General features: G+C 63.5%; 19 protein-coding genes and 1 tRNA gene. 8 read left to right on the top strand and 12 right to left on the bottom strand.

From position 1 onward, the window contains the following. Positions 1-29 precede the first annotated feature (29 nt). The 8 genes from hemP to DIC66_RS05260 form a co-directional block, all read right to left on the bottom strand. Positions 30-206, bottom strand: a complete 177-nt coding sequence (hemP, locus tag DIC66_RS05295) for a hemin uptake protein HemP (RefSeq protein WP_117174761.1) — start codon at positions 204-206, stop codon at positions 30-32. Then, positions 203-622, bottom strand: coding sequence for an ExbD/TolR family protein (locus DIC66_RS05290; protein WP_117174760.1), 420 nt, complete (start codon positions 620-622; stop codon positions 203-205). Before DIC66_RS05290 ends, hemP begins: the two co-directional genes overlap by 4 nt. Beyond that, positions 619-1407 (bottom strand): MotA/TolQ/ExbB proton channel family protein, encoded by a 789-nt coding sequence (locus DIC66_RS05285; RefSeq protein ID WP_117175107.1) that lies wholly within the window; start codon positions 1405-1407, stop codon positions 619-621. The genes DIC66_RS05290 and DIC66_RS05285 overlap by 4 nt, the downstream gene beginning before the upstream one ends. A gap of 6 nt (positions 1408-1413) precedes the next feature. Beyond that, on the bottom strand, positions 1414-2133 hold the full coding sequence (locus DIC66_RS05280) for an energy transducer TonB (RefSeq protein ID WP_199534667.1): 720 nt from the start codon (positions 2131-2133) through the stop codon (positions 1414-1416). A gap of 157 nt (positions 2134-2290) precedes the next feature. Continuing rightward, positions 2291-2378, bottom strand: a tRNA-Ser gene (locus tag DIC66_RS05275). Positions 2379-2448: 70 nt separating this feature from the next. Next, complete coding sequence (gene serS / locus DIC66_RS05270; RefSeq protein ID WP_117174758.1) at positions 2449-3771, bottom strand: serine--tRNA ligase; 1323 nt, start codon at positions 3769-3771, stop codon at positions 2449-2451. Positions 3772-3780: 9 nt separating this feature from the next. Continuing rightward, complete coding sequence (gene ispH, locus DIC66_RS05265) at positions 3781-4725, bottom strand: 4-hydroxy-3-methylbut-2-enyl diphosphate reductase (protein WP_117174756.1); 945 nt, start codon at positions 4723-4725, stop codon at positions 3781-3783. After that, on the bottom strand, positions 4722-5174 hold the full coding sequence (locus tag DIC66_RS05260) for an FKBP-type peptidyl-prolyl cis-trans isomerase (protein WP_117174754.1): 453 nt from the start codon (positions 5172-5174) through the stop codon (positions 4722-4724). Before DIC66_RS05260 ends, ispH begins: the two co-directional genes overlap by 4 nt. A gap of 42 nt (positions 5175-5216) precedes the next feature. Between DIC66_RS05260 and radC the strand changes: the two genes are divergently transcribed. The 3 genes from radC to DIC66_RS05245 all read left to right on the top strand — a co-directional run bounded on the left by radC (position 5217) and on the right by DIC66_RS05245 (position 8190). Next, positions 5217-5936 carry a RadC family protein gene (gene radC, locus DIC66_RS05255; RefSeq protein ID WP_117174752.1) on the top strand — a complete coding sequence of 240 codons (720 nt, stop codon included), beginning with the start codon at positions 5217-5219 and terminating at the stop codon, positions 5934-5936. Beyond that, entirely contained in the window at positions 5933-6580 is a 648-nt protein-coding gene (locus DIC66_RS05250) for a Smr/MutS family protein (RefSeq protein ID WP_117174750.1), read from the top strand. Before radC ends, DIC66_RS05250 begins: the two co-directional genes overlap by 4 nt. A gap of 146 nt (positions 6581-6726) precedes the next feature. Continuing rightward, positions 6727-8190: a putative bifunctional diguanylate cyclase/phosphodiesterase gene (locus DIC66_RS05245; protein WP_117174748.1), complete on the top strand. Its 1464-nt coding sequence runs from the start codon at positions 6727-6729 to the stop codon at positions 8188-8190. 33 nt (positions 8191-8223) lie between these two features. Here DIC66_RS05245 and DIC66_RS05240 read toward each other — a convergent pair whose 3' ends face one another. Genes DIC66_RS05240 through DIC66_RS05230 form a run of 3 tightly spaced genes read right to left on the bottom strand, consistent with a single transcriptional unit; the run spans position 8224 to position 10561 of the window. Next, positions 8224-9081, bottom strand: a complete 858-nt coding sequence (locus DIC66_RS05240) for an ABC transporter substrate-binding protein (RefSeq protein ID WP_117174746.1) — start codon at positions 9079-9081, stop codon at positions 8224-8226. Further along, entirely contained in the window at positions 9078-9824 is a 747-nt protein-coding gene (locus DIC66_RS05235; RefSeq protein WP_117174744.1) for an ATP-binding cassette domain-containing protein, read from the bottom strand. The genes DIC66_RS05240 and DIC66_RS05235 overlap by 4 nt, the downstream gene beginning before the upstream one ends. Continuing rightward, positions 9821-10561 (bottom strand): ABC transporter permease, encoded by a 741-nt coding sequence (locus DIC66_RS05230; protein ID WP_117174742.1) that lies wholly within the window; start codon positions 10559-10561, stop codon positions 9821-9823. Before DIC66_RS05230 ends, DIC66_RS05235 begins: the two co-directional genes overlap by 4 nt. A gap of 50 nt (positions 10562-10611) precedes the next feature. Between DIC66_RS05230 and DIC66_RS05225 the strand changes: the two genes are divergently transcribed. Next, a complete protein-coding gene (locus DIC66_RS05225; RefSeq protein WP_117174741.1) occupies positions 10612-11736 on the top strand; it encodes a substrate-binding domain-containing protein in 1125 nt (374 codons plus the stop codon). A gap of 7 nt (positions 11737-11743) precedes the next feature. On the opposite strand, the gene DIC66_RS05220 is transcribed toward DIC66_RS05225, so the two are convergent. After that, the gene (locus DIC66_RS05220) at positions 11744-12652 is read right to left on the bottom strand and encodes an adenylate/guanylate cyclase domain-containing protein (RefSeq protein ID WP_158558846.1); all 909 of its coding nucleotides are present in this window, start codon (positions 12650-12652) and stop codon (positions 11744-11746) included. A 351-nt stretch (positions 12653-13003) separates the two neighbouring features. Here DIC66_RS05220 and DIC66_RS23215 point away from each other — a divergent pair, with 351 nt between their 5' ends. The 4 genes from DIC66_RS23215 to DIC66_RS05200 all read left to right on the top strand — a co-directional run bounded on the left by DIC66_RS23215 (position 13004) and on the right by DIC66_RS05200 (position 21377). Continuing rightward, on the top strand, positions 13004-17902 hold the full coding sequence (locus DIC66_RS23215) for a multicopper oxidase domain-containing protein (protein WP_199534666.1): 4899 nt from the start codon (positions 13004-13006) through the stop codon (positions 17900-17902). 110 nt (positions 17903-18012) lie between these two features. Continuing rightward, complete coding sequence (locus DIC66_RS05210; protein WP_117174737.1) at positions 18013-18771, top strand: FKBP-type peptidyl-prolyl cis-trans isomerase; 759 nt, start codon at positions 18013-18015, stop codon at positions 18769-18771. An 18-nt stretch (positions 18772-18789) separates the two neighbouring features. After that, complete coding sequence (locus DIC66_RS05205) at positions 18790-20619, top strand: c-type cytochrome (RefSeq protein WP_147321243.1); 1830 nt, start codon at positions 18790-18792, stop codon at positions 20617-20619. 20 nt (positions 20620-20639) lie between these two features. Next, positions 20640-21377, top strand: a complete 738-nt coding sequence (locus DIC66_RS05200) for a hypothetical protein (RefSeq protein WP_117174733.1) — start codon at positions 20640-20642, stop codon at positions 21375-21377. Positions 21378-21504: the final 127 nt, after the last annotated feature.

Here is a 21504-nt window from a genome sequence, read left to right as displayed (position 1 = left end):
CGTCTGGCTGGCTGCAAAGGGGGGCAGACCTATTTGGTCAATATCAATTTGTCCTGGCGCGTGATGCGCAAGCGGTAGGCTTCTCCGCGGTGCACGATCACCACTTCGCGCTGCGCGCCAAAAAGCCGTGCTGCTTCAATGCGGGCCGGTTCAGCGCCCCGCGCCAGCCGGGGCAGGTCGGTTTGGGGTGCCGGGCTTGCACTCATGGCCTGGCCGGATCGGTCACAAAGCCGATACGGGTGACGCCTGCGCGCGCTGCATCCGACATCAGCTGGGCCACTTTTTCATAGGGCGTGGTGCGCTGGGCGCGGATGTGCAGTTCGGGCTGTGGCTGCTGAATGGCAGCGGCTGCCAGGCGCGCATGGAGCGCTGCGGCATCCACCACCTGTCCATTCCAGTAGACCGCGTTGCTGGCGTCAATGGACAGCTGCACGCTATCGGGCTTGCTGATCTGGGGACTGGAGGCCGCACGCGGAAGCTCCAGCTTGACCGCATGCGTCAGCATGGGGGCCGTAACCAGAAAGATCACCAGCAAGACCAGCATCACGTCGATCAGGGGCACCATATTGATTTCCGCCAGCGGTGCGTTGTCGTCGCCCGTCTCCAGGCTGCCATAGCTCATACGGCACCGGCCGCAGCCGCCCCCATGCCCACTCCCACGCCGCTGGCGCGGGCCAGGGTGATGACCTTGTCACTGGTGGCACGCGCATCGTCACGCAGCGGCGAGCCCTTGATGCCAGTGGCCAGGAAGTTGTGCACATCGTAGGCAAACGAATTGAGCTGGGTGAGCGTGTTGCGGGTGGCGCGGGCAAAGCTGTTGTAGGCTATTGCCGCGGGAATCGCCACGGCCAGGCCTATACCGGTCATGATCAGCGCCTCGCCCACGGGGCCTGCCACCTTGTCCAGCGAGCTTTGGCCCGACAGGCCAATGGCCATCAATGCATGGTAGATGCCCCACACCGTGCCCAGCAGCCCGACAAAGGGGGCGCTGGAAGCCACAGTGGCCAAAAAAGTCTGGCCAAACTCCAGGCGCGCCTTGTCTTCTTCGATGGCGCGGCGCAGGGCCCGCGTCAGCATTTCATCGGGTGCGCCAGCATCCACCAGACTGGGCGCACCGGCGCGGCGGCTCAAGTGGTCCACCGCAGTGAAGCCGTGATGCAGCAAATGTGAAAACGGCTCGGGCGTGCCCGTGCTGCGCAGTTCGCTGGCCACGGCCTCCAAGTTGGGGGCATCCCAGAACACTTTGAGGAAACGCTGGCTCTGCCGACTGGCACGCATGAGCCCAATGCCCTTGGTCACGATCAGGTACCAACTCACTACCGAGCCCAGCAACAGCACGGCCAGCACCCCACGGGCCACGGCATCGGTGTGTTCCAGAAAATGGGCAAAGCCCAGTGTTTCGTTCATATTCATTTACCCTTTCAAACCAAAAACAATCGGAACCAGAACCCAGGCCGCAACGGCCTCGGCACCCTGTTTGGCCGGCACAAACTTCCAGCGTCTGACTGCCGCCATGGCCGCACGGTCCAGCCGCTCAAAGCCGGAGCTGCTGCGCACCTCCACCTGCGCCGCCACACCCGAGGCCTCGACCAGCACATGCAGCAGCACCCGGCCCTCCTCGCCCGCGCGCCTGGACAGTGGTGGGTACACCGGCGCGGGGTTGTCCAGATAGGCGGCGTCAAAGCGGGGGGCAGTGGTCGCAGCAGCAGGCGCAGTTGCAGGTGTTGCCGCTGGCGCGGTACTGGCTTGCGTTGCAACTGCAGAAGTCGCCACGGCTGGCGTGGCTTTCTCCGGTTTGGCCGCCTCAAAAGAGGGGGCGGCTTGGGCGCTTTCGGAAGCCAACAGGGGCTGCGCCACCTTGGGTTGCTGCCTGTTCTGTGTCTGCTGCGGCCGCGCGGGTTCCGCGACTGGCCTGGATGGGGATAGGACAGGCGACTTGGGTGCTGTCACCGGGTCTTGAAACAGTTCCACCATCAGGGCGTTTGCTGGCTCGGGCGGGGTGAAGCTTTGCATGGAAAGCAAACCTGCAAACAGCCCGGCATGCGCCAGCAGCACCAGCGCCAGTGCAGTTGGGGACAGGCGGTGGACACGGGCTCGCTGCGCCGTTCCACCGTGGGCGGTGGCGCGGGTCATGGCTGTGGCACAAGAAGAATTTCCATGCGTCAATTCTAAATGCGAATTACTCCTATTTAGATTTGATAGTGAATTTTTTCCTGAAACCGCATGATTCAAACAACCAGCGCAAAGCAAAAAGCCCCAAGCGACGAATCACTTGGGGCTTTGCTTGTTCTGGAGGAAGAGGTGGGATTCGAACCCACGGTACCTTTCGGTACGCCTGATTTCGAATCAGGTACATTCGGCCACTCTGCCACTCTTCCATGCGCTTCTCAGCACAGGCCGAGATTCTAGCAGCACGCAGACCGCCTTCTGGCGACCTGCAGCCGAAGATTAGACGGCCAGCTTCTCCAGGCCGCCCATGTAGGGGCGCAGTGCTTCTGGCACGGTGATGGAGCCATCGGCATTCTGGTAGTTCTCCAGCACCGCCACCAGCGTGCGGCCCACAGCCAGGCCGGAGCCGTTCAGGGTGTGCACCAGCTCGTTCTTGCCCTGGGCGTTCTTGAAGCGGGCCTGCAGGCGACGCGACTGGAAGGCCTCGCAGTTGGAGACCGAGCTGATCTCGCGGTAGGTGTTCTGCGCAGGCAGCCACACCTCCAGGTCATAGGTCTTGGCCGCGCCAAAGCCCATGTCGCCGGTACACAGGCTCATCACTCGGTAGGGCAGGCCCAGCTTTTGCAGAATGGCTTCGGCGTGGCCTGTCATTTCTTCCAGCGCCTCGTAGCTCTTCTCGGGGTGCACGATTTGCACCATCTCGACCTTGTCGAACTGGTGCTGGCGAATCAGGCCACGCGTGTCGCGCCCGGCGCTGCCGGCTTCCGAGCGGAAGCAGGGCGTGTGGGCGGTGAGCTTCATGGGCAAATCGCTCTCGGCCAGCACCACATCGCGCACGAAGTTGGTCATGGTGACTTCGCTGGTGGGGATCAGGTAGAGGGCGGTATGGTCGGGCTGCTGCTCGCCTTCCTGGCCGCCTTTTTTGGCAGCGAACAGGTCGCCTTCAAACTTGGGCAGCTGGCCGGTGCCGCGCAGGGTCTCGCCGTTGACGATGTAAGGCGTGTAGCACTCGGTGTAGCCATGCTCCAGGGTCTGCACGTCCAGCATGAACTGGGCCAGGGCCCGGTGCAGACGGGCCACGGGGCCCTTCATCACGGTAAAGCGCGAGCCGGTGAGCTTCACGCCCATCTCGAAGTCCAGGCCCAGGGGTTCGCCCAGGTCCACATGGTCTTTGATGTCAAAAGCGTAAGTGCCCGGTGTGCCCCAGCTGCGCACCACCACGTTGCCATGTTCATCGGCACCCACGGGCACGCTCTCGTGTGGCAGGTTGGGCACGGCCAGCAGAAGCGTTTGCATCTCGCCCTGGATTTGTTCCAGGCGGGTGGCAGAACTGTCGAGCTCGGCCTTGAGGCCATTCACCTCGGCCATGACGGCATCCACCTCGGCCGCGCCAGACGGGCCCTTGGACTTGAGCATGCCGATTTGCTTGCTCAGGGAATTGCGCTTGCTCTGCAGTTCCTCGGTGCGCATCTGGATGGCTTTGCGCTCGGTCTCCAAGGTGCGGAAGGCGGCCTCGTCCAGAAAGGTTTGCGGGTTCTTGCGGGTGGCAAGGCGGGCCACGACGGAGTCGAGGTCTTTACGGAGGTGGTTGATGTCCAGCATGTTGGTATCTTATTGGGGGTTGTTGTCCAGGCGCAGACCCTTGGGCAGCGGGAATTTCACGGTTTCTTCAATGCCATCCATCTTGCGCACGGACACGGCACCCAGCGCCTTGAGGCGGTCTATCACGGCCTTCACCAGTATTTCGGGTGCGGAGGCGCCAGCGGTCAGGCCCACGCGCAGGCTGCCGTCAAACCATTCGGCTTGCAGCTCTTCGGCGCTGTCGACCATGTAGCTGGCGGTGCCCAGCTTGCGCGCCACTTCACGCAGGCGGTTGCTGTTGGAGCTGGTGGGGCTGCCCACCACGATCACCACATCCACCTGCGGGCTCATCAGCTTGACGGCGTCCTGGCGGTTTTGCGTGGCGTAGCAAATATCCTGCTGCTTGGGCTCGCGCACCATGGGAAAGCGTGCCTTTACAGCGGCGGCGATCTCGGCGGCGTCATCCACGCTGAGCGTGGTTTGCGTGACCACAGCCAGCTTCTCGGTCTGTGATGGGTTCACCCGTGCCACATCCCCCACGTCTTCCACCAGGTGGATGCCGCTGTCGAGCTGGCCCATGGTGCCTTCCACCTCGGGGTGGCCCTTGTGGCCGATCATGATGAACTCGTAGCCCTCTTTGTGCAGTTTGGCCACTTCCACATGCACCTTGGTCACCAGCGGGCAGGTGGCATCGAATATCTGGAAGCCACGCGCCTCGGCCTCGTTGTGCGTGGCACGGCTCACACCGTGGGCCGAAAACACCAGCGTGGCACCGGCGGGCACATCGTCCAGGTCTTCGATGAAGATGGCGCCCTTTTGCTTGAGGTCATTGACCACATAGGTGTTGTGCACGATTTCGTGCCGCACGTAAATGGGCGCGCCGAACTTGGTGAGCGCGCGCTCCACGATTTCAATGGCACGGTCCACCCCGGCACAAAAGCCGCGCGGCTCCGCTAAAAGTATTTCTTTGGTCACAGCACGCCAATCAGTTGCACTTCAAAACTCACTGGCTGTCCAGCCAGCGGGTGGTTGAAGTCGAACAGCACTGAGGCCTCACCCACCTGCTGCACCACGCCGGCAAATTTGCCTTTGCCGTCGGGTGTGGGGAACTCGACCACGTCGCCGGGGTTGTAGGTTTCGTGTGGGTCGCCCATGTCGGTGAGCACCTTGCTTGAGAGCCACTGCTGCATGTCGGGGTTGCGCGGGCCAAAGGCGGCGCCTGCGGGCAGCTCAAACGTGCTGCGCGTGCCCTCCTCCAGGCCGATCAGGCACTCCTCCATGGCCGGGGACAGCTCACCCGTGCCCAGGCTCAGCGTGGCAGGCTTGCCGCTGAAGGTATTGATGATGTCACCCGCTGGTCCGCCCAGGCGGTAATGCAGAGTGAGGAATGATCCCGCGTGAACACGGGGAAGCACAGTGGTCATAGAAGTCCCGATAAACTGGCCCCTATTGTAGAAAGCCTCGCCATGTCCCTCAAAGACCTCCCTGCACAGGCCCGGCCGCGCGAAAAACTGCTGGCCCGCGGCCCCTCCGCCCTGAGCGATGCCGAACTGCTGGCCCTGCTGCTGCGCACCGGCATTGCGGGCAAGGGCGTGCTGCAAATGGCCGACGAGCTGCTGCAAATCCGGAGCCGCCGCACGGGGGACGGGCCCACCCCGCGCTCCGGTGGCTTTGGCGGCATTGCCGGACTGCTCAATGCCACCCCCGACGACCTGAAAGAGGTCAAGGGCCTGGGGCCTGCCAAGCGCGCCGAGATCTTGGCCGTGATGGAACTCGCACGACGCGCCATCGCCCAGCGCCTGCAGGAAAACACCGTGCTGGCCGACCCGGATGCCGTCAAGCAGCACCTGCAGCTGCAGCTGGCCCACCTCAAGCACGAGGTGTTTGTGGTGTGTTTTCTGGATGTGCAAAACAAGCTGCTGCATACCGAAGAGCTGTTTCGCGGCACGCTTACGCAGACCAGCGTCTACCCGCGCGAGGTGGTGCTGCGCACCCTGCACCACCACGCCTGCGCCGTGGTGCTGGCGCACAACCACCCCAGCGGCTCGGTGGAGCCCTCACCTGCTGACAAGGCCCTCACCAACAACCTTCGTGCCGCACTGGCCCTGATCGATGTGCGCGTGCTCGACCACATCATCATCGGCCAGGGCCTGGCCCTGTCCATGGCCGAGCGGGGTCTGCTGTGAAAATCCATTCGCTGGCCGACCTGAAGTCGGTCAAAAAAGAAATCGAAGCCCAGGCCCTGCGGGCCGCCGCCCTGGCCGCCCAGCGTGCACTCGAGGCCAAGCAGCAAGCCGCCCGGCGCAACCTGTTCCAGGCCGCTGTGGGCCAGGTGCAGCGCCTGCCGCAAAGCCAGCTCGCCGACCTCAAGCCAGCACCTCCCAAGCCGATTCCCAAACAGCATCTGCTGGACGAGGCAGCCGCCCTGCAGGAGGCCATCAGTGACGAGGTGGACGTCACCACCCTGCTGGAAACCGATGAGCGCCTGAGCTTTCGGCGCCCGGGCGTGGGGCCGGATGTGACGCAAAAGCTGCGCCGCGGCAAGTGGTCCATACAGCGCCAGGTGGATCTGCACGGCCTGCGCACCGATGAGGCACGCGAAACCCTCACCACCTTCATCCGTGATGCCCACAAACAGGGCATACGCTGCGTGCGCGTGGTCACCGGCAAGGGCCTGGGCTCACCCGGCAAAGAGCCGGTGCTCAAGGACAAGGTGCACCGCTGGCTGGTGCAAAAGGCCGAGGTAGTGGCCTTTGTGCAGGCGCAGCCGGCCCATGGTGGTGCGGGCGCTCTGGTGGTGCTGCTGCAGCCGGTGCGCGCTGCGCTGTAAGCGCATTGCCTAATGTGCGATTTTTGCACCCATAATGCAGAAAAGCCCCGCGTGGGCTCTATTGAAACTGAACATCGGGGGAGTTCCATGCACATTGGCACAGTGGTTCAAACGCCAGCTTTGGCAAACTGCACACTTGCCCGCTGATGGATACATGGCAATTGGCAAGTCTGGCCGTAGCTGCATTGTTGATGTGGCTCTACTGGCATGAGCGCACAAAGCGTTTGCAGGCAACCTCTGACCGCGACCGGGCCGTCAGCGCGATGGCCATCCGCAGCGATCTGGACGAACGCACCGGCCTGCTCAGCGCCGAGGCTTTTGACAAAGCCCTGGACGAAGCGGCCCAGCGGGTCGACAAGTCGGGTGGCTCCTTCACCGTACTGACCATCGTCCTGGACAACCTGGGTCTGATCCAGGATGGATTTGGTGACGAATTCACCCGCCATGTGCTCAAGGACACAGCCGACCGGCTGGTGGAAAGCGCCGACAAGCAAGCCCGGCTCGGCAAAATCCCCGGCAGTGCATTTGGGGTACTGGTCAACGGCGGGGTGAACATCGGCATCCTGCTGGCCGAACGCATCAAGGCACAGCTCACGGCGCCCTTCGAGCTGGCCGGCAACAAGGCGCACTCCACCTGCTCCATCGGCATTGCGGCTTATCCGGAACATGGTGCGCGCGCAAAAATTCTGAGCTGTGCTTCGCTGGCCATGCGCAGCATGAAGAACAGCGGCGGTGGCGACTACTGCGTCTATGACCCCAAGATGGCGGTGCAGGCGCGCGACGAAGCGGTGCTGGTCAATGAGCTGCGCCAGGCCGCGCAGGCCGGTCAGTTCGAGCTGTACTTCCAGCCCAAGATCGATGCCCAAAGCCTGGAGGTCACCGCAGCCGAAGCCCTGCTGCGCTGGCACCATCCCACGCGCGGCTTCGTCAGCCCGACCATCTTCATACCTCTGGCAGAAAAATACGGCCTGATGGGAACTATTGGCCCCTGGGTGATTGAAGAGGCCAGCCGCACCGCCGGGGTCTGGCTAAAGAGCGGCCTGCGCATGCGGGTGGCGGTGAATATTTCCGGCTACCAGATGCGCCAGGATGACCTGGTGGAAAGCATACAGGCGGTGCTGGAACGCCACGGTGTGCAGCCCCAACGCTTCACCTGCGAGATTACCGAGACCGTGGCCATGGAAGACACCCAGGCCACCAAGCTGACCTTCGAGAAGATGCGCCGGGCCGGTTTTCACGTCTCGATTGACGACTTTGGTACCGGCTACTCCAGCCTGGGCTCGCTGCGCAAACTGCCAGCGGCCGAACTCAAGATCGACCGTGCCTTTGTCTCCGACCTGGAAGAGAGCGAAGAGGCGCGCTCGATTGCCAAGTCCATCATTGACATGGCGCGCGCCCTCAACCTGAAGGTGATTGCCGAAGGCGTGGAGACCGTGGGCCAGAGCGACATCCTGGTGGAGATGGGCTGCGACGAGATGCAGGGCTTTCTGTTCTCCATGCCCATCACCGCTGGCGAACTGCAAAACCTGGCCATGCTCAGGCACAGCGACGATGGCGGGAACTTCCGCAACTCCCTCTTCGCCACCGACTTCGTCAACACCATCGGTTAGCCAGGTGCTGCGCACCTGGCCCTTCGGCAATGCCTACTTGCCGGCGTTGGGAAAGAAGAGCTGCTGGCCGTCGATCTTGTAGGCAGCAATCACGCCCTGACCGGCCGCCGAGGTCACCCAGTCGGCAAACTTTTGCGCCTCTGCCACCTTCACATGCGGGTGCTTGGCCGGGTTCACCACCAGCACGCCGTACTGGTTGAACAGCGCCTTGTCGCCTTCTACCAGCACCGCCAGATCGGCCCGGTTCTTGAAGCTCAGCCAGGTGCCGCGGTCGGCCAACACATAGGCGCCGGTGCTGGCGGCCATGTTGAGTGCCGGACCCATGCCGCAGCCACACTCCTTGTAACCCGTGCCTTTGCTGGCGCCCTCGCCCAGTGCCTTCCAGAAGCGCAACTCCGCCGCATTGGTGCCGCTCTTGTCGCCGCGCGAGATGAAGCCAGCATCAGTGGCGGCAATTTTCTTCAGCGCTTCCACAATGCTGCTGCCCTTTACTTTGGCGGCATCTGCCACTGGGCCAATCAGCACAAAGTCGTTGTACATGACGGGCAGGCGCTTGAGGGCAAAGCCCTCGGCCACAACTTTTTCTTCGGCCACCTGGTCATGCACGAACAGCACATCGGCGTCTCCGCGACGGCCCATGTCAATGGCCTGCCCGGTGCCCACCGCCACCACCTTCACATCAATGCCCGTGGCCTTTTTGAATTCGGGCAGCAGATAAGGAAACAGGCCGGACTGCTCGGTGGACGTGGTGGACGCCATCACGATGGCGGGCGATTGTGCCCACGCCGGTGAGCCTGCGGCAAGGCCGAAGGCGGCGCTGCAGGCCAGGGCCAGCAGGGTCAGACGGCGACCCGCCGCAGTGCGCTTTTGGGGTGTTGGATTGTGTTTCATACCTGTTCTCCTTTGACAAACAAATGGGCTTGGCGGTATGGCTCTGCGAGCAGTCCCGCCCCGAAAAACTCCTGCACTGGCAAGTCGGCCAGCACGCGGCCCTGCTCCAGATACAGCACGCGGCTGGCCAGGCGCTTGACCTGGCCCAGGTTGTGGCTGGCAAACACCACGGTCATGGCGGGGTCCTGTGCGGCGATGGTCTGGATGAGGGACTCCACCTCGCGCTTGGCATGGGGGTCCAGGCTGGAGGTCGGCTCATCCAGCAAGAGCACGCGGGGCTGCAGGGCACAGGCCCGCGCCAAAGCCAGGCGCTGCTGCTGCCCGCCCGAGAGCTGGCGTGCGGGCCGCTGCGCGTGCTCCGCCATGCCCACCGCCTGCAAGGCCTGCAGGGCCAGGCGCCCGGCCTGCGTCCAGCTCTGGCCACGCAGCCACAGGCCCAGGGCCACATTGGCATGCACCGACAGGCGCATCACATAGGGGCGCTGAAACACCATGGCCTGCGCCAGACTATCGTCGCACCGCAGCGCGCCGCTGCTGGGCTTGAGCAGGCCATGCAGCAAGCGCAACAAGGTGCTTTTGCCGCAGCCATTGGCGCCAATCAGGGCCACACGCTCGCCCGGTGCTATGTGCAGGCTGACATTCTGCAGGGCCTGCAAGGCGCGTGTGCCGTGGCCAAAGCGCACGGCTGCCTGCTCCAGCGCAAACACGGCGCCCACAGCGCTCCTGGCGCTGTGGGCGCTCATACCGCAGCCTGCATGGTGGCTTGGGCCACACGGGTGCCCTCTTCGTTCTCGCGCCAGCGCCGCAGCACCGTCACCACCACATTCAGCGCCAGCACCACGGCCAGCAGCACCAGGCCCAGCCCGAGCGCCAGGGGTAAATCGCCCTTGCTGGTTTCCAGCGCAATCGCGGTGGTCATGACACGGGTGAAGCCGTCGATATTGCCGCCCACAATCATCACCGCCCCCACCTCGGAGATGGCACGCCCAAAAGCGGCCAGCATGACCGTGAGCAGCGCATGGCGCTCATCCCAGGCCAGCAGGCAACTGCGCAGCAGCGTGCGTGCGCCCAGCGACTGCAGTTGCTCACCGTGCAGCACATCGGCGTCTTCCACCACCTGGCGGGTGAGCGCCGTGACCACGGGCAGCACCAGACAGGCCTGCGCCAGCACCATGGCCTTGAAGGAAAACAGCCAGCCCAAAAACCCCAGGGGGCCTGTGCGCGAAAGCAGCAGGTAGACCACCAAGCCCACCACCACCGAGGGCACCGCCAAAAAAGTATTGAGCAGGGCCAGCACGGTGTTGCGCCCGGCAAAGCGGGCCACACCCAGCAGCGCACCCAGCAGCAGGCCCAGCGCGCAGGCAATCACCGTGGCCCAGACGCTGACCCACAGGGAGCGCGCCACGATGGCCATCAATTGGGAATCCAGGGAAACAATGAGTGTCAGCGCCATGGCGGCGCTATCGGTGAAGCTGGTCATAACTTCAGGTATCGTAGTCGCTACCCGATAACCCAACCATATGAATCCCTGTGCATAGGCTCCAGTTCCACTATACCCTCTCGCGCCAGAGCAGCCCGGCACAGGTCCGCAACCCGCTGATTGACCTGTTGCAGGCGGTGTCCACCCAGGGCTCCATCTCGGCCGGCGCACGTGCCCTGGGATTGAGCTACCGCCACGTCTGGGGCGAGCTCAAGCGCTGGGAGACCGAGCTGGGCAGCGAGTTGCTGGTCTGGGAAAAAGGCCACAATGCGCGCCTGACCGAATTCGGCTCCAAGCTGATGTGGGCCGAAGGCCAGGCGCAGGCCCGGCTGGCACCCCAGATTGAAGCCCTGCGCAGCGAACTCGAGCGCGCCTTTGCCGTGGCCTTTGACCCGGAGTCGCATGTGGTGATGCTCTATGCCAGCCACGACCATGCGCTGGGTGCGCTGCGCGAGTTTGCACTGGCCAGCGATGCGGTATCTGCGGCCCACGCACGCCTGCATCTGGACATGCGCTTTAGCGGCAGTGTGGATGCCATACGCGCGCTCAACGAAGGCCGCTGCGTGATGGCCGGTTTTCACACCCTGCAAAGCCCCCAGCAGGGTTCGGTAGCCGAAAAAATATACAAGCCCCTGCTCAAGCCCGGCTTGCACAAAATCATCGGCTTCGCCAGCCGCACCCAGGGCCTGATGGTGGCCGCAGGCAATCCGCTGGGCTTGCGCACGCTGCACGATGTGCAGAGCAGCGGCGCACGCTTTGTCAACCGGCCCCTGGGCGCCGGCACGCGCGTGGTGCTGGACGAATTGCTGGCGCAGGACGCGCTGCCCGCAGCGCAGTTCCCCGGGTATGAGCGCACCGAGCCCTCGCATACCGCCGTGGCCCATGCGATTGCCTCCGGTGCGGCCGATGTGGGGCTGGGTATTGAGGTGGCGGCGCGGGCGCAGGGGCTGGACTTTGTACCCCTGCTGGAAGAAAGCTACCACCTGGTGTGCCTGAAATCCGCGCTGGAGGATCCAGCCATCGTAGCGCTGCTGGACTTGCTCAAAAGCCCGGCCTGGCAGGCGCAGCTATCGGCCATGCCCGGCTACCGTGCCTGGCACTGTGGTGAGGTGCAGTCCCTGCGCCGCGTGCTGCCCTGGTGGGACTTTCCCCGCAAAGCCCGCCAGCCCCAGTAGGCGGCGCCTAGCTGAAGAAATTCAGCCGCAGCTGGGGCACGTTGCTTTGGTCGAACGAGGCGCCAAAGGCGATCTCGCAATCATCGTGCAGCACGCACTCCTGGTTGCGCAGCGTCAGCACCGTATTGGCCGAGGCAAAGCGCACCGAGGTGCCATAGCTGCTGGTATCTTCCAGCACCAGTGCGTCATCGAGTTCGTAGATGCGCGCGTGGCGCCTGGAAATACGGGGGTCTTCCACCTGGAAGTCGGCCTCTGCATGGCGGCCCAGCACAATGGGCAAGTCAGCGCGCAAAAAATCAGCCTGCCTGTCAGACCATGCCAGGCGTATGCCGGTGGCCAGGCTGCTGTCAGAGAAGTCGTTCACCTCCAGAGCCGCACGCACGGTTGGAACGCCGGTGTTGGAATCGTTCTTCCATTCAATCTGGAAGACATCCACAGGTTCTGATTTGCCCAACATGTGCATCAGCCCCAGGCTGCGAAAGCGGGCAAAGATACCCAGTTTGATCTGGTCCACCGAAACGCCACAGGCCAGGATCTGCTCGGGGCCACAGCGGTCGCTCAGGTCGGTTGCCAGGTTGATGACATCTCCCACCCATCCCGTGCCCGACTCCACCATGGATCCCCGCGCCAGACCGATCTTGATTTGCACTTGCGCGTGATCCGGGGCGTCGGCATTGTGCTGGCTCTGGCGGCGCTGCAGCGCAATGGCGCATTCAAAGGCCGCAGCACCCTTCGCAAAAGACACCAGCACGCCGTCCCCCAGGCGACGGATGACGCGACCACCGGCGGCTTCGCACACGCGGCCAATCCAGCCGGTCACACCCGACACCAGCTCCGCCGCGCGGGCGTTGCCGAGTGACTGGTACAGCGCTGTGCTGCCCACCAAGTCTACGAATAAGACGGTTGCGTCATCCACTTTGAAGATTCCCTGAAATGCATGTTCTTTATTTTGCTGCACTCTACGGCATGCCAGCTCACGGACGCGAAGATACCAAAGGTGATAAATGAAACAAGTCATGCAATTTTCACCCCATCGCTTGTTTTCTTACTGCTTCCTTAAGAATAAAAGTTTAAACAAGTCGGCATATTGGTGAATATTTGGCACTTCGGCCAAGAATCACTCAGAGCACATCCCCTTCCAAAGGGTAAGCATTTGTAAAGTCCAGTTACTGATCAAACCCAAGCGGGCGGTCAGAACCCGATTGGGCGCAGAAGTGCCGCAATCGGCCTTCCAAAATAAATGGTTCGACTCACGCAGGGGTTTCTTATGAAAAATAAAGGTACCAAGGGTTTGCATTCCAATTTGCGCCGTAGCCCGGTTGCACATGCATGCCTGACTTTCTCCATGTTGATGGCTGCCAGCGCCGCGCAAGCCGGTGCGGGCTGGGGTGTGCGCGGTGACACCGATGCTGCAGGTGCAGACATCCGGGTGCCCACTTATTACGCCCACACACCCAGTGGCCCACGTTTCAACGTGCCCAAGGAAGCCGCCGGATACGACAACGTCGTCGGAACCGGCAAGGCGCTGCGCAAGTTTGTAGACAACCTGCCAGGCCTGCGCCTGCCGGACAGCATCACAGCCGCCGGTACCCTGACCGACTACCCGGCAGAAACAAAATACATTCCTGTGGCTGCTGCCCAGCGCTGGCCTGGTGACTCTGCTGCCAATGTGGCTGGCACCTCCGACTACTACGAAATCGCGGTCGTCGAATACGCCGAGCGCCTGCACTCCGACCTGAAGAAGCCCACCTTGTTGCGCGGCTATGTGCAGATCAAGCGCGGCGGTGGCGGCGTGCAGTTGTTCTACCCGAATGGCACACCGATCCAGATCCAGTCCGTGAATGCCGACGGAAGCCTGATGTTTGATGCCGCCGGTGCACGCGTCATGGAAAACGCCTTTGGCTTTGAGAAGCCGCATTACCTCGGCCCCGCCATTGTGGCCACCAAGGGTCGCGCTACCCGTCTGAAGTTCCTGAACCTGCTGCCCGTGGGCAAATCGTCTACCGATGCCAACGGCGTGGTAACCCGCAATGGTGACCTGTTCTTGCCAGTTGACGAAACCCTGCCAGGTGCCGGCTATGGCCCGGACGGCCGCAACCTCTACCGCCAGAACCGCGCCATGATTCACCTGCACGGTGGTGACAACCCCTGGATCAGCGACGGCACGCCGCACCAATGGATCACACCGGCTGGCGAAGCCAACACGACCGACCCCATCAGCCTGGCCGGCACCATTGCCGACGCCGATGTGCTGAACTCCTACCTGCGCGGCCCCTCGGCCCAGAACGTGCCCGACATGCCCGATCCCGGTCCTGGCGCCATGACTTACTACTTCCCCAACGGCCAGTCCGGTCGTCTGGAGTGGTACCACGACCACTCGTTCGGCCTGACCCGCCTGAATGTGTACGCCGGCATGGCTGCGCCTTATGTGCTGAAGGACCCCGTGCAGGACGCCTTGCTCACCAGCCAGGGCATTCCGGGTGAAATGGAAGCCATTCCCCTGGTGATCCAGGACAAGACCTTTGTGCCCGACGACATTGCCCTGCAGGATGCACGCTGGAACAAGACCAATACCGGCGCTGCCAAGGAAATCTGGGGCCAGGCAGGCGACATGTGGTACCCCCACGTGTACGAACTCAACCAGGATCCCAACAACTCGGTGGACGGCACCAATGCGGTTGGCCGCTGGGACTGGGGCCCTTACTTCTGGCCGGTGTTCCCCGCGCTCTACAACCTGCCTACCGGTGCTGTGGATGACGTGACCCTCACGCCCGAAGCCTGGATGGATACCCCGCTGGTCAACGGCGTGGCTTACCCCAAACTGGCAGTGGAGCCCAAGACCTACCGCTTCCGCATTCTCAATGCCGCCAATGACCGCATGCTCAACCTGAGCATGTTCGTGGCCGACACCCAGGTGTCCACCATCAACCTCAGCAGCGGCGGCACAGGCTACACCGCAGGCCAGGTGCTGGTTGAGGTTCTGGACGCAGCGGGCGCTGTGACCAGCGCCACCGCCGAAGCCGCAGTCGACGCCACAGGCGCCATCTCGGCCATTCGCGTGATCAACGCCGGCACGGGCTATGACAAGAACGTGCCGCCCAGCGTGCGCATCACATCGCTGGACAACCTGGGCTCTGGCGCAGCAGCCACCGCCACCGTGGTGGAAACCGAAGTCAAGATGGTGCCCGCCGTGCCCCAGGTCGCCAGCGGCATTGCTGCCTGCGGTACCGACGCCAGTGGCGCTGAACTGCCCCCCACCGCCGCAGCCCCCTGCTGGCCCTCCACCTGGCCTACCGACGGCCGTGACGGCGGCGTGCCCGACCCTGCCACTGTGGGCCCGGCCTTCTACCAGATTGGCAACGAAGGTGGCCTGCTGCCCAAAGTGGCCAAGATCGACGCCACGCCCATGGGCTACGAGTACAACCGCCGCAGCGTGACCGTGCTCAACACCTTCACCAACGGCCTGTTCCTCGGCAATGCCGAGCGTGCAGACGTGCTGATTGACTTCAGCGCCTATGCCGGCAAGAAGATCATCCTGTACAGCGATGCACCCGCTCCCGTGCCCGCCTTCGACCCGCGCAACGACCACTGGACCGGCAAGCCCGACGAAGCCGACGCTGGCAGCGTGGAAACCCCACAAGCCGGCTTTGGCCCCAACACCCGCACCGTGATGCAATTCGTTGTGGGTGACACCGCCGCCGTGCCCAATCCTGGCGTGATTGCCAAAGCCGTTACCGCGTTGCCCGCTGTGTATGCCAGCACCCAGGAAGCGCCCCTCGTGGGCCAGGGTTATTACAACAACTCGGTGGCGGGTGGCGCCAAGAGCTGGAGCGAAGGCACTTCGGTAAACACCGATGGCACCCGTGCCTATGCCGGCATCTTTACCGGCACACTGCAGGAGCCCGCCTTCAACTACCAACCCGGATCGGGCAGCGGCCTGAGCGTGCTGTTGGCACCTGACAGCGCAGCGACTGCCCACACCGGTGGTCTGGGCTACAGGACTGCGCCAGCTGTGCGGTTCAGCGCTGGCACGGCGCAGGCCGTATCCTCGCTGCGGGTCGGCGCCTTCAATGTAGACACCGCAGGCAGCGGCTATACCGTGGCACCCCGTGTCACGATTACCAACAACGTGGGCGCACCGGGCTCGGGTGCCACTGCCGAGGCCACCCTCAAGGTGGTACAGGTGATCATGGACAACCAGGGCAGCGGCTATGTGGCAGCGCCCAAGGTCACGTTCTCGGCGCCCACCAGCCCGCCGCTGATGCGCAACGGCCAGCCCACGGGCAGCGTCCAGGCAACCGGCACGGCAACCATTGTCGGCGGCAGGGTCACAGGCATCACCATCACCAACGCGGGCAAGGGCTACGCTGGCGCGCCCACGGTCAGCATTGGTGCACCTGCCGTGGGGGGCCGTCAGGCCGTCGCCCATAGCTCTGGCGGTGTGGCCGAGGTCAGCGTCGTTGTCTCCAACCCCACCAAGCCCAACCAGGCCGGCGGTGGCGGCTACGCCAGAATGGCGGATCTGACAGTCACCCTGTCCGCGCCCCAGCTGGCCAATGGTGTTGCTGCTGCGGCCACACCCATTGGCTCGGTGTTTGATGTACGCATCACCAACCCTGGCAATCCCTACGCCACGCTGCCCACGATTTCCTTCACGGGTGGAAACCTCATTGCAGGTGGAGTCGCTGCGAAGGCAACGGCCAGCAACACCGGCAGCCTGGTGGTGAAGAACAAGGCCATCCAGGAACTGTTTGACCCCACCTACGGCCGCATGAACGCGACCCTGGGCGTGGAACTGCCCTTTACCAGCGCACTGGTGCAAACCACCATTCCGCTTGGCTATGTGGACCCTGCCACCGAGCAGTTCACCGACGGCGAAACCCAGATCTGGAAGATCACGCACAACGGTGTGGATGCCCACCCGATCCACTTCCACCTGATGAACGTGCAGGTGATCAACCGCATCGGCTGGGATGGCACCATCAAACCACCGGCAGACAACGAACGCGGCTGGAAAGAAACCCTGCGCTTCAACCCGCTGGAAGACGTGGTGGTGGCCATGCGTCCCAAGAAGCCGGTGTTGGCTGGCTTCGGTCTGCCCAACAGCGTGCGTGCCATGGACCCGTCGCAGCCTCTGGGCGTGCCCACCGGCTTCACGCAAGTGGACACGGTAACCGGCAACCCGGCTGACGTGGTGAACAAGATGGTCGACTACGGCTGGGAATATGTCTGGCACTGCCACATCCTGGGCCATGAGGAAAACGACTTCATGCGTCCGTTGGTATTTGACGCCGCTGAAGCCGGCGCCCTGGCACCCACCGGCCTGAACCTGGTTGGCAACAAGCTGACCTGGGTCGACAACGCACAGACCGAGTTCAAGTACACCATCGAGACCTTCACCAGCGGCAATGGCGGCGTGGCTGCCGACACCATCACCGCGCTGGCCAACGCCACCGGCACCACGGTGACGCTGCTGCCCCCGCAGACCGATGGCTCCTACCGCTACCGTGTGACCGCCATTGGCCAGAACGGCTCTGCCAGCACCACATTGGCAGTGACCACCGCGCCCAACGCACCGACCCTGCTGGCTTTCACGACCAGGACCAATGCCGGTGTCAACCTGAGCTGGACCGACAACTCGGTGGCTGAGGCCGGCTTCCGGGTGATGCGTGCAACGGTGACCAATGGCGTGGTGGGTGCTTTCACCACACTCAATGGCGCTGTGGGTGCAGCCAATGGAACAGGCACGGTCACCTACCGGGATACCAGCGCTGTTGCCAACCTGGCCTATGTCTACAAGGTCTACGCCTTCAATGCTGCGGGCAACTCGGCCGAGTCGAATGTGACGGATACGGTACCGGCCATGCCCGTTCCGGCTGCGCCTTCGAGCATCGGCGTTCCCACGATAGCGCGTATCACTGGCAATTTTGCGCAAGACCGGGCCACTGTGACCTGGGGCAGCAGCGATGCAACAGCAACCGGCTATACGGTGCAGTATTCCCTCAATGGAACCAACTGGGTCAACGGCACCACTGCGCCGGCTAATGCAAACAGCGCATCGTTCAACGTCGTGCGTCTACTCACCTACTACTTCCGTGTGCAGGCCACAAACGCAGCAGGCGGCAGTTCTTATGTGACAACAACGACAGGGGTGCGCGCACCCTGATCCGCGAACGGCTGACTCGGGTTTGACCGGCACCCGCCTGTAAGGCAGGTGCCGGTTTTTCCCCCTATAAACGCAGATACACAGACAGCACTCTTGCGAGTGCTTTCCACATGAAAAATACATATTCAACCGCTCTGGCTACACCGCTGTTGCTGGCCGCCCTGCTGGCCGGTCCGCTGGCGCAGGCACAAACCGCAGCCCCGGCTGCACCGGCCACCGCAACGGCCACAGCGCCGGAGTCTGACAACCCGATCAAGGAACCCCGGCAAGCCACCAGCTATGCCATTGGTGTGACCACCGCGCGCAACCTGATGAAGGACGGCGTGGAACTGGACCTGAACCTGGTGCTCAAAGGCATGCAGGACGCACTGGGCAACCAGCGCCTGCTGATGCCCGAGAAGGACATCAAGGCCGCGATGAACAGCATCGTGACCGAAATGCGCCAGAAGATGGCCGCCAACCGCAAGGACGCCGAAGAGATCAACCGCAAGCGTGGCGATGAGTTCCGCGCAGTCTTTGCCAAGCGCGCGGGCGTCAAAACGCTGTCCAACGGTGTGCAGTACCTGGTGAACACCGAAGGCAAAGGCCCCAAGCCCACGGATGAAGACGGCATCGTCGTCAAGTACCGCGGCACGCTGACCACCGGCTACGAGTTTGACGCCACGCCCGAAGGCAAGACCGCCAACATGAAGCTGGCCAACCTGATCATGGGCTGGAAGGAAGCCCTCAAGCTCATGCCCGCAGGCTCCAAGTGGACCATCGTCATTCCGCCCAACCTGGCCTATGGCACGCGCGGTGTGGGCTCAGAGATCGGACCCAACGAAACACTGGTGTTCGAGGTGGAACTGGTCAGCATCACCAAGCCCTGAACCTGAAAGGCCCAACCCGTGCTGACCCGCTTGCGCTTCTCCACACCCTCCCGACTGCAGTCATGGGCAACGGGCTTGTGCCTGCTGGCCAGCCTGGCTGCTCCGGCCCTGGCGCAGGACCCTGCCGATGCACGGCTGGGCGCAGGTCGGCGCCTGTTTGAAGAGGGCGTGCTGGCCAACGGCGCCAAGCTCAGCGGCGCCCGGGCCGATGGCACCAGCTTGGTGGGCAGTGCCGCGGCCTGTGCCAACTGCCACCGCCCCAGCGGCATGGGCTCGGTGGAGGGTGACATCCAGGTGGCGCCCATCTCCGGGCGCTTCCTGTTTCCGCAAGAGGGCGAACGCCCACTGGCCGTGATGGACCCGCGCATCGGCAAGCGCATGAGCCAGAAGCGCGCGCCCCACACCGAAGCGTCACTGGGACAGGCCCTGCGCGAAGGCGTGGGCAGCAATGGCCAGATCCTGAGCCCGCTGATGCCGCGCTACGCGCTGGCCGATGCCGACCTGAAACTGGTGAGTGACTACCTGCGCCAACTCTCTGTGTCACCATCCCCGGGCGTGGAAGACCGCACCATCCGTTTCGCCACGGTCATCACCCCCGGCGTGGAGCCGGAGCGCAAGAAGATCATGCTCGACATGCTGCGCACCGCCTTCATGCAAAAAAACGGCAGCACCGTGGTGGGCAACACCGCGCGCCGCCACATGGTCAGCGCAGCCGAGCTGGTGCTGGGCACCGAAAACAAATGGGCCCTCGATGTCTGGGAACTGCAAGGCGCACCAGACACCTGGGCCGCCCAGTTGCAGGAATACAAGCGCCTGGCCCCGCCCTTCGCCTTGCTCTCCGGCATCAGCAACACCACCTGGGCTCCGGTGGAGGCCTTCTGCGAATCCGAACATATTCCCTGCTGGTTTCCCTCGGTGGCATCAGCGCCGCAACGCTCCACGCCCCCGCGCTACGCGTTCTACTTCAACAAGGGCCTGCCCCTGGAAGCCGAGGTGCTGGGCAGCTACTTGCGCGAACAAAAAGCAAAAGGCCGCCTGGTGCAAATCGCACGCAGCAGTGATGCCAGCCTGGGCGCAGCCGACGCACTGGCCAAAACCCTGGGCCTGGCCAGCGAAACCAAAGGCCTCAAGACAACCGTGCTCGACTTGAGCCAATGGAGCGAGGCCGAGATGCCCGGCAAACTGCAGCAGCAACTCAAGAGCCTGACGGCCGCTGACACCCTGATGCTGTGGCTGCGCCCGGCCGACCTGCGGCTGCTGGAGCCGGTGCTGGCACAGGTGCCTGCAGTGCGCGTGGCGTCGGGCCAGTTGCTGGGTGGCGGCGTGGGCCTGATGCCAGAGTCCCTGCGCGGCAACATGCGCCTGGTCTACCCCTATGCCACCCCTTCCGTGCGCGACACCAACATGGGCTATCTGTACGTCTGGCTCAAGCTCAGGCGCATCCCCATCGTGGATCTGGCGCTGCAGTCCGAGGTGTATTTCGCCGTCAACTTCCTGACCGACACCCTGGCAGAAATGCTGGACAACCTGTACCGCGACTACATGGTGGAGCGGGCCGAAAACATGATCGGCCAGCGCGAGGGCCGCAAGGCCGAGGACGAGATGCGCGACCAGACCCTGGTGCGCCCCCGGGTCCGCAAAATCCCCATGGAAGCAGGCATTCCCCAACCCAGCTTTGCCCCCGGAAGGGCCGAGCACATGGATGGCAAGCGCGAAGGCACCACCATCTACCCGCGCCTGAACCTGGGCCCCGGCCAACGCTATGCGTCCAAGGGCGCATACATCGCACATTACGACGCCTCGGCGCCGGACTTGCTGGTTACCGAAACACCTTGGATTGTTCCGTGAATTACATCAGGAGAATTGCCATGACCAAGCCGACTTCCCGCACCCTTGCCCTCTGCATCCTGCTGGGCGCCACGCTGCAACTGCCCACCTGGGCTGCTGGCAACATCACGCTGCGCCAGGGCGCGTCCGAAACCATAGAACTAACCAATCTGGATGAGCCGGATGCCGGCCAGGCTGTGGTCGCAGAAGGCCCTGCCAATACCGCTGCTGCCGCCACACTGGCAATGCCCGTGCCGCGCCAGAGCGTGCAAGCCTCCAGGTCCACACTGCGGGGCAAACGCCTGGCCGACAAGGACCCTGCAAAGGACGCACAGGACACCGACACGGTCGCCGAAGAAGGCCCCCAGGAGGCAGACACGGCAAGCAGCTCCAGCGCCATGGACAGCTACCAGGCGTCGGATGCCGAAAGCCGCAGTGCGGCCAGCGAAAGCAAGTCGCTGGCCACCAGCAGCGCCCAGCCCTCCGCTGGCGGCTCGTATGGCGCCACCTATACCCCGGGCGCGCCCGGCGCATCCGGCACTGACGGCGGCACCGGAACGACGGGAACTACAGCCAGCGGCTCCACCGGCACTGGCACGAGTGCGGGCGCAACCACACCGGCCGCCCCGCTGACCGGCATCCAGGCCATCCTCTCGCAATACCGCAACCTGATGGTGCAGGAGGCGTCGGCCGCCAACTACATGAATACCAATCCAGCCATTTCGCGCCGCTACCTGGCTGTGGACCGCACAACCTACCAGGCGCGTTTGGGCCAGTAAGCAACGCAGCGACCGCGCTTACGCAACACATGCGCAGGCAGTGCTGCGATTCTTAAGCGGTTTTAAGTCGCCCGTGGCTGACCTCACGTAACATCGGAACAGGGGCGCCCGATTAATTTTTGGGAAT

This window comes from Rhodoferax lacus, from assembly GCF_003415675.1.
GTDB classification, from domain to species: domain Bacteria; phylum Pseudomonadota; class Gammaproteobacteria; order Burkholderiales; family Burkholderiaceae_C; genus Allorhodoferax; species Allorhodoferax lacus.
Note: the sequence above shows the minus strand (reverse complement) of the source record. Positions and strands in the feature narration are given on the sequence as shown.

Excerpts from the sequence above, each read along its gene's own strand:
- hemP (WP_117174761.1), bottom strand. The coding sequence starts at position 206 with ATGAGTGCAAGCCCGGCACCCCAAACCGACCTGCCCCGGCTGGCGCGG.
- DIC66_RS05290 (WP_117174760.1), bottom strand. The coding sequence starts at position 622 with ATGAGCTATGGCAGCCTGGAGACGGGCGACGACAACGCACCGCTGGCG.
- DIC66_RS05285 (WP_117175107.1), bottom strand. The coding sequence starts at position 1,407 with ATGAACGAAACACTGGGCTTTGCCCATTTTCTGGAACACACCGATGCC.
- DIC66_RS05280 (WP_199534667.1), bottom strand. The coding sequence starts at position 2,133 with ATGACCCGCGCCACCGCCCACGGTGGAACGGCGCAGCGAGCCCGTGTC.
- serS (WP_117174758.1), bottom strand. The coding sequence starts at position 3,771 with ATGCTGGACATCAACCACCTCCGTAAAGACCTCGACTCCGTCGTGGCC.
- DIC66_RS05260 (WP_117174754.1), bottom strand. The coding sequence starts at position 5,174 with ATGACCACTGTGCTTCCCCGTGTTCACGCGGGATCATTCCTCACTCTG.
- radC (WP_117174752.1), top strand. The coding sequence starts at position 5,217 with ATGTCCCTCAAAGACCTCCCTGCACAGGCCCGGCCGCGCGAAAAACTG.
- DIC66_RS05245 (WP_117174748.1), top strand. The coding sequence starts at position 6,727 with ATGGATACATGGCAATTGGCAAGTCTGGCCGTAGCTGCATTGTTGATG.
- DIC66_RS05240 (WP_117174746.1), bottom strand. The coding sequence starts at position 9,081 with ATGAAACACAATCCAACACCCCAAAAGCGCACTGCGGCGGGTCGCCGT.
- DIC66_RS05235 (WP_117174744.1), bottom strand. The coding sequence starts at position 9,824 with ATGAGCGCCCACAGCGCCAGGAGCGCTGTGGGCGCCGTGTTTGCGCTG.
- DIC66_RS05230 (WP_117174742.1), bottom strand. The coding sequence starts at position 10,561 with ATGACCAGCTTCACCGATAGCGCCGCCATGGCGCTGACACTCATTGTT.
- DIC66_RS23215 (WP_199534666.1), top strand. The coding sequence starts at position 13,004 with ATGAAAAATAAAGGTACCAAGGGTTTGCATTCCAATTTGCGCCGTAGC.
- DIC66_RS05210 (WP_117174737.1), top strand. The coding sequence starts at position 18,013 with ATGAAAAATACATATTCAACCGCTCTGGCTACACCGCTGTTGCTGGCC.
- DIC66_RS05200 (WP_117174733.1), top strand. The coding sequence starts at position 20,640 with ATGACCAAGCCGACTTCCCGCACCCTTGCCCTCTGCATCCTGCTGGGC.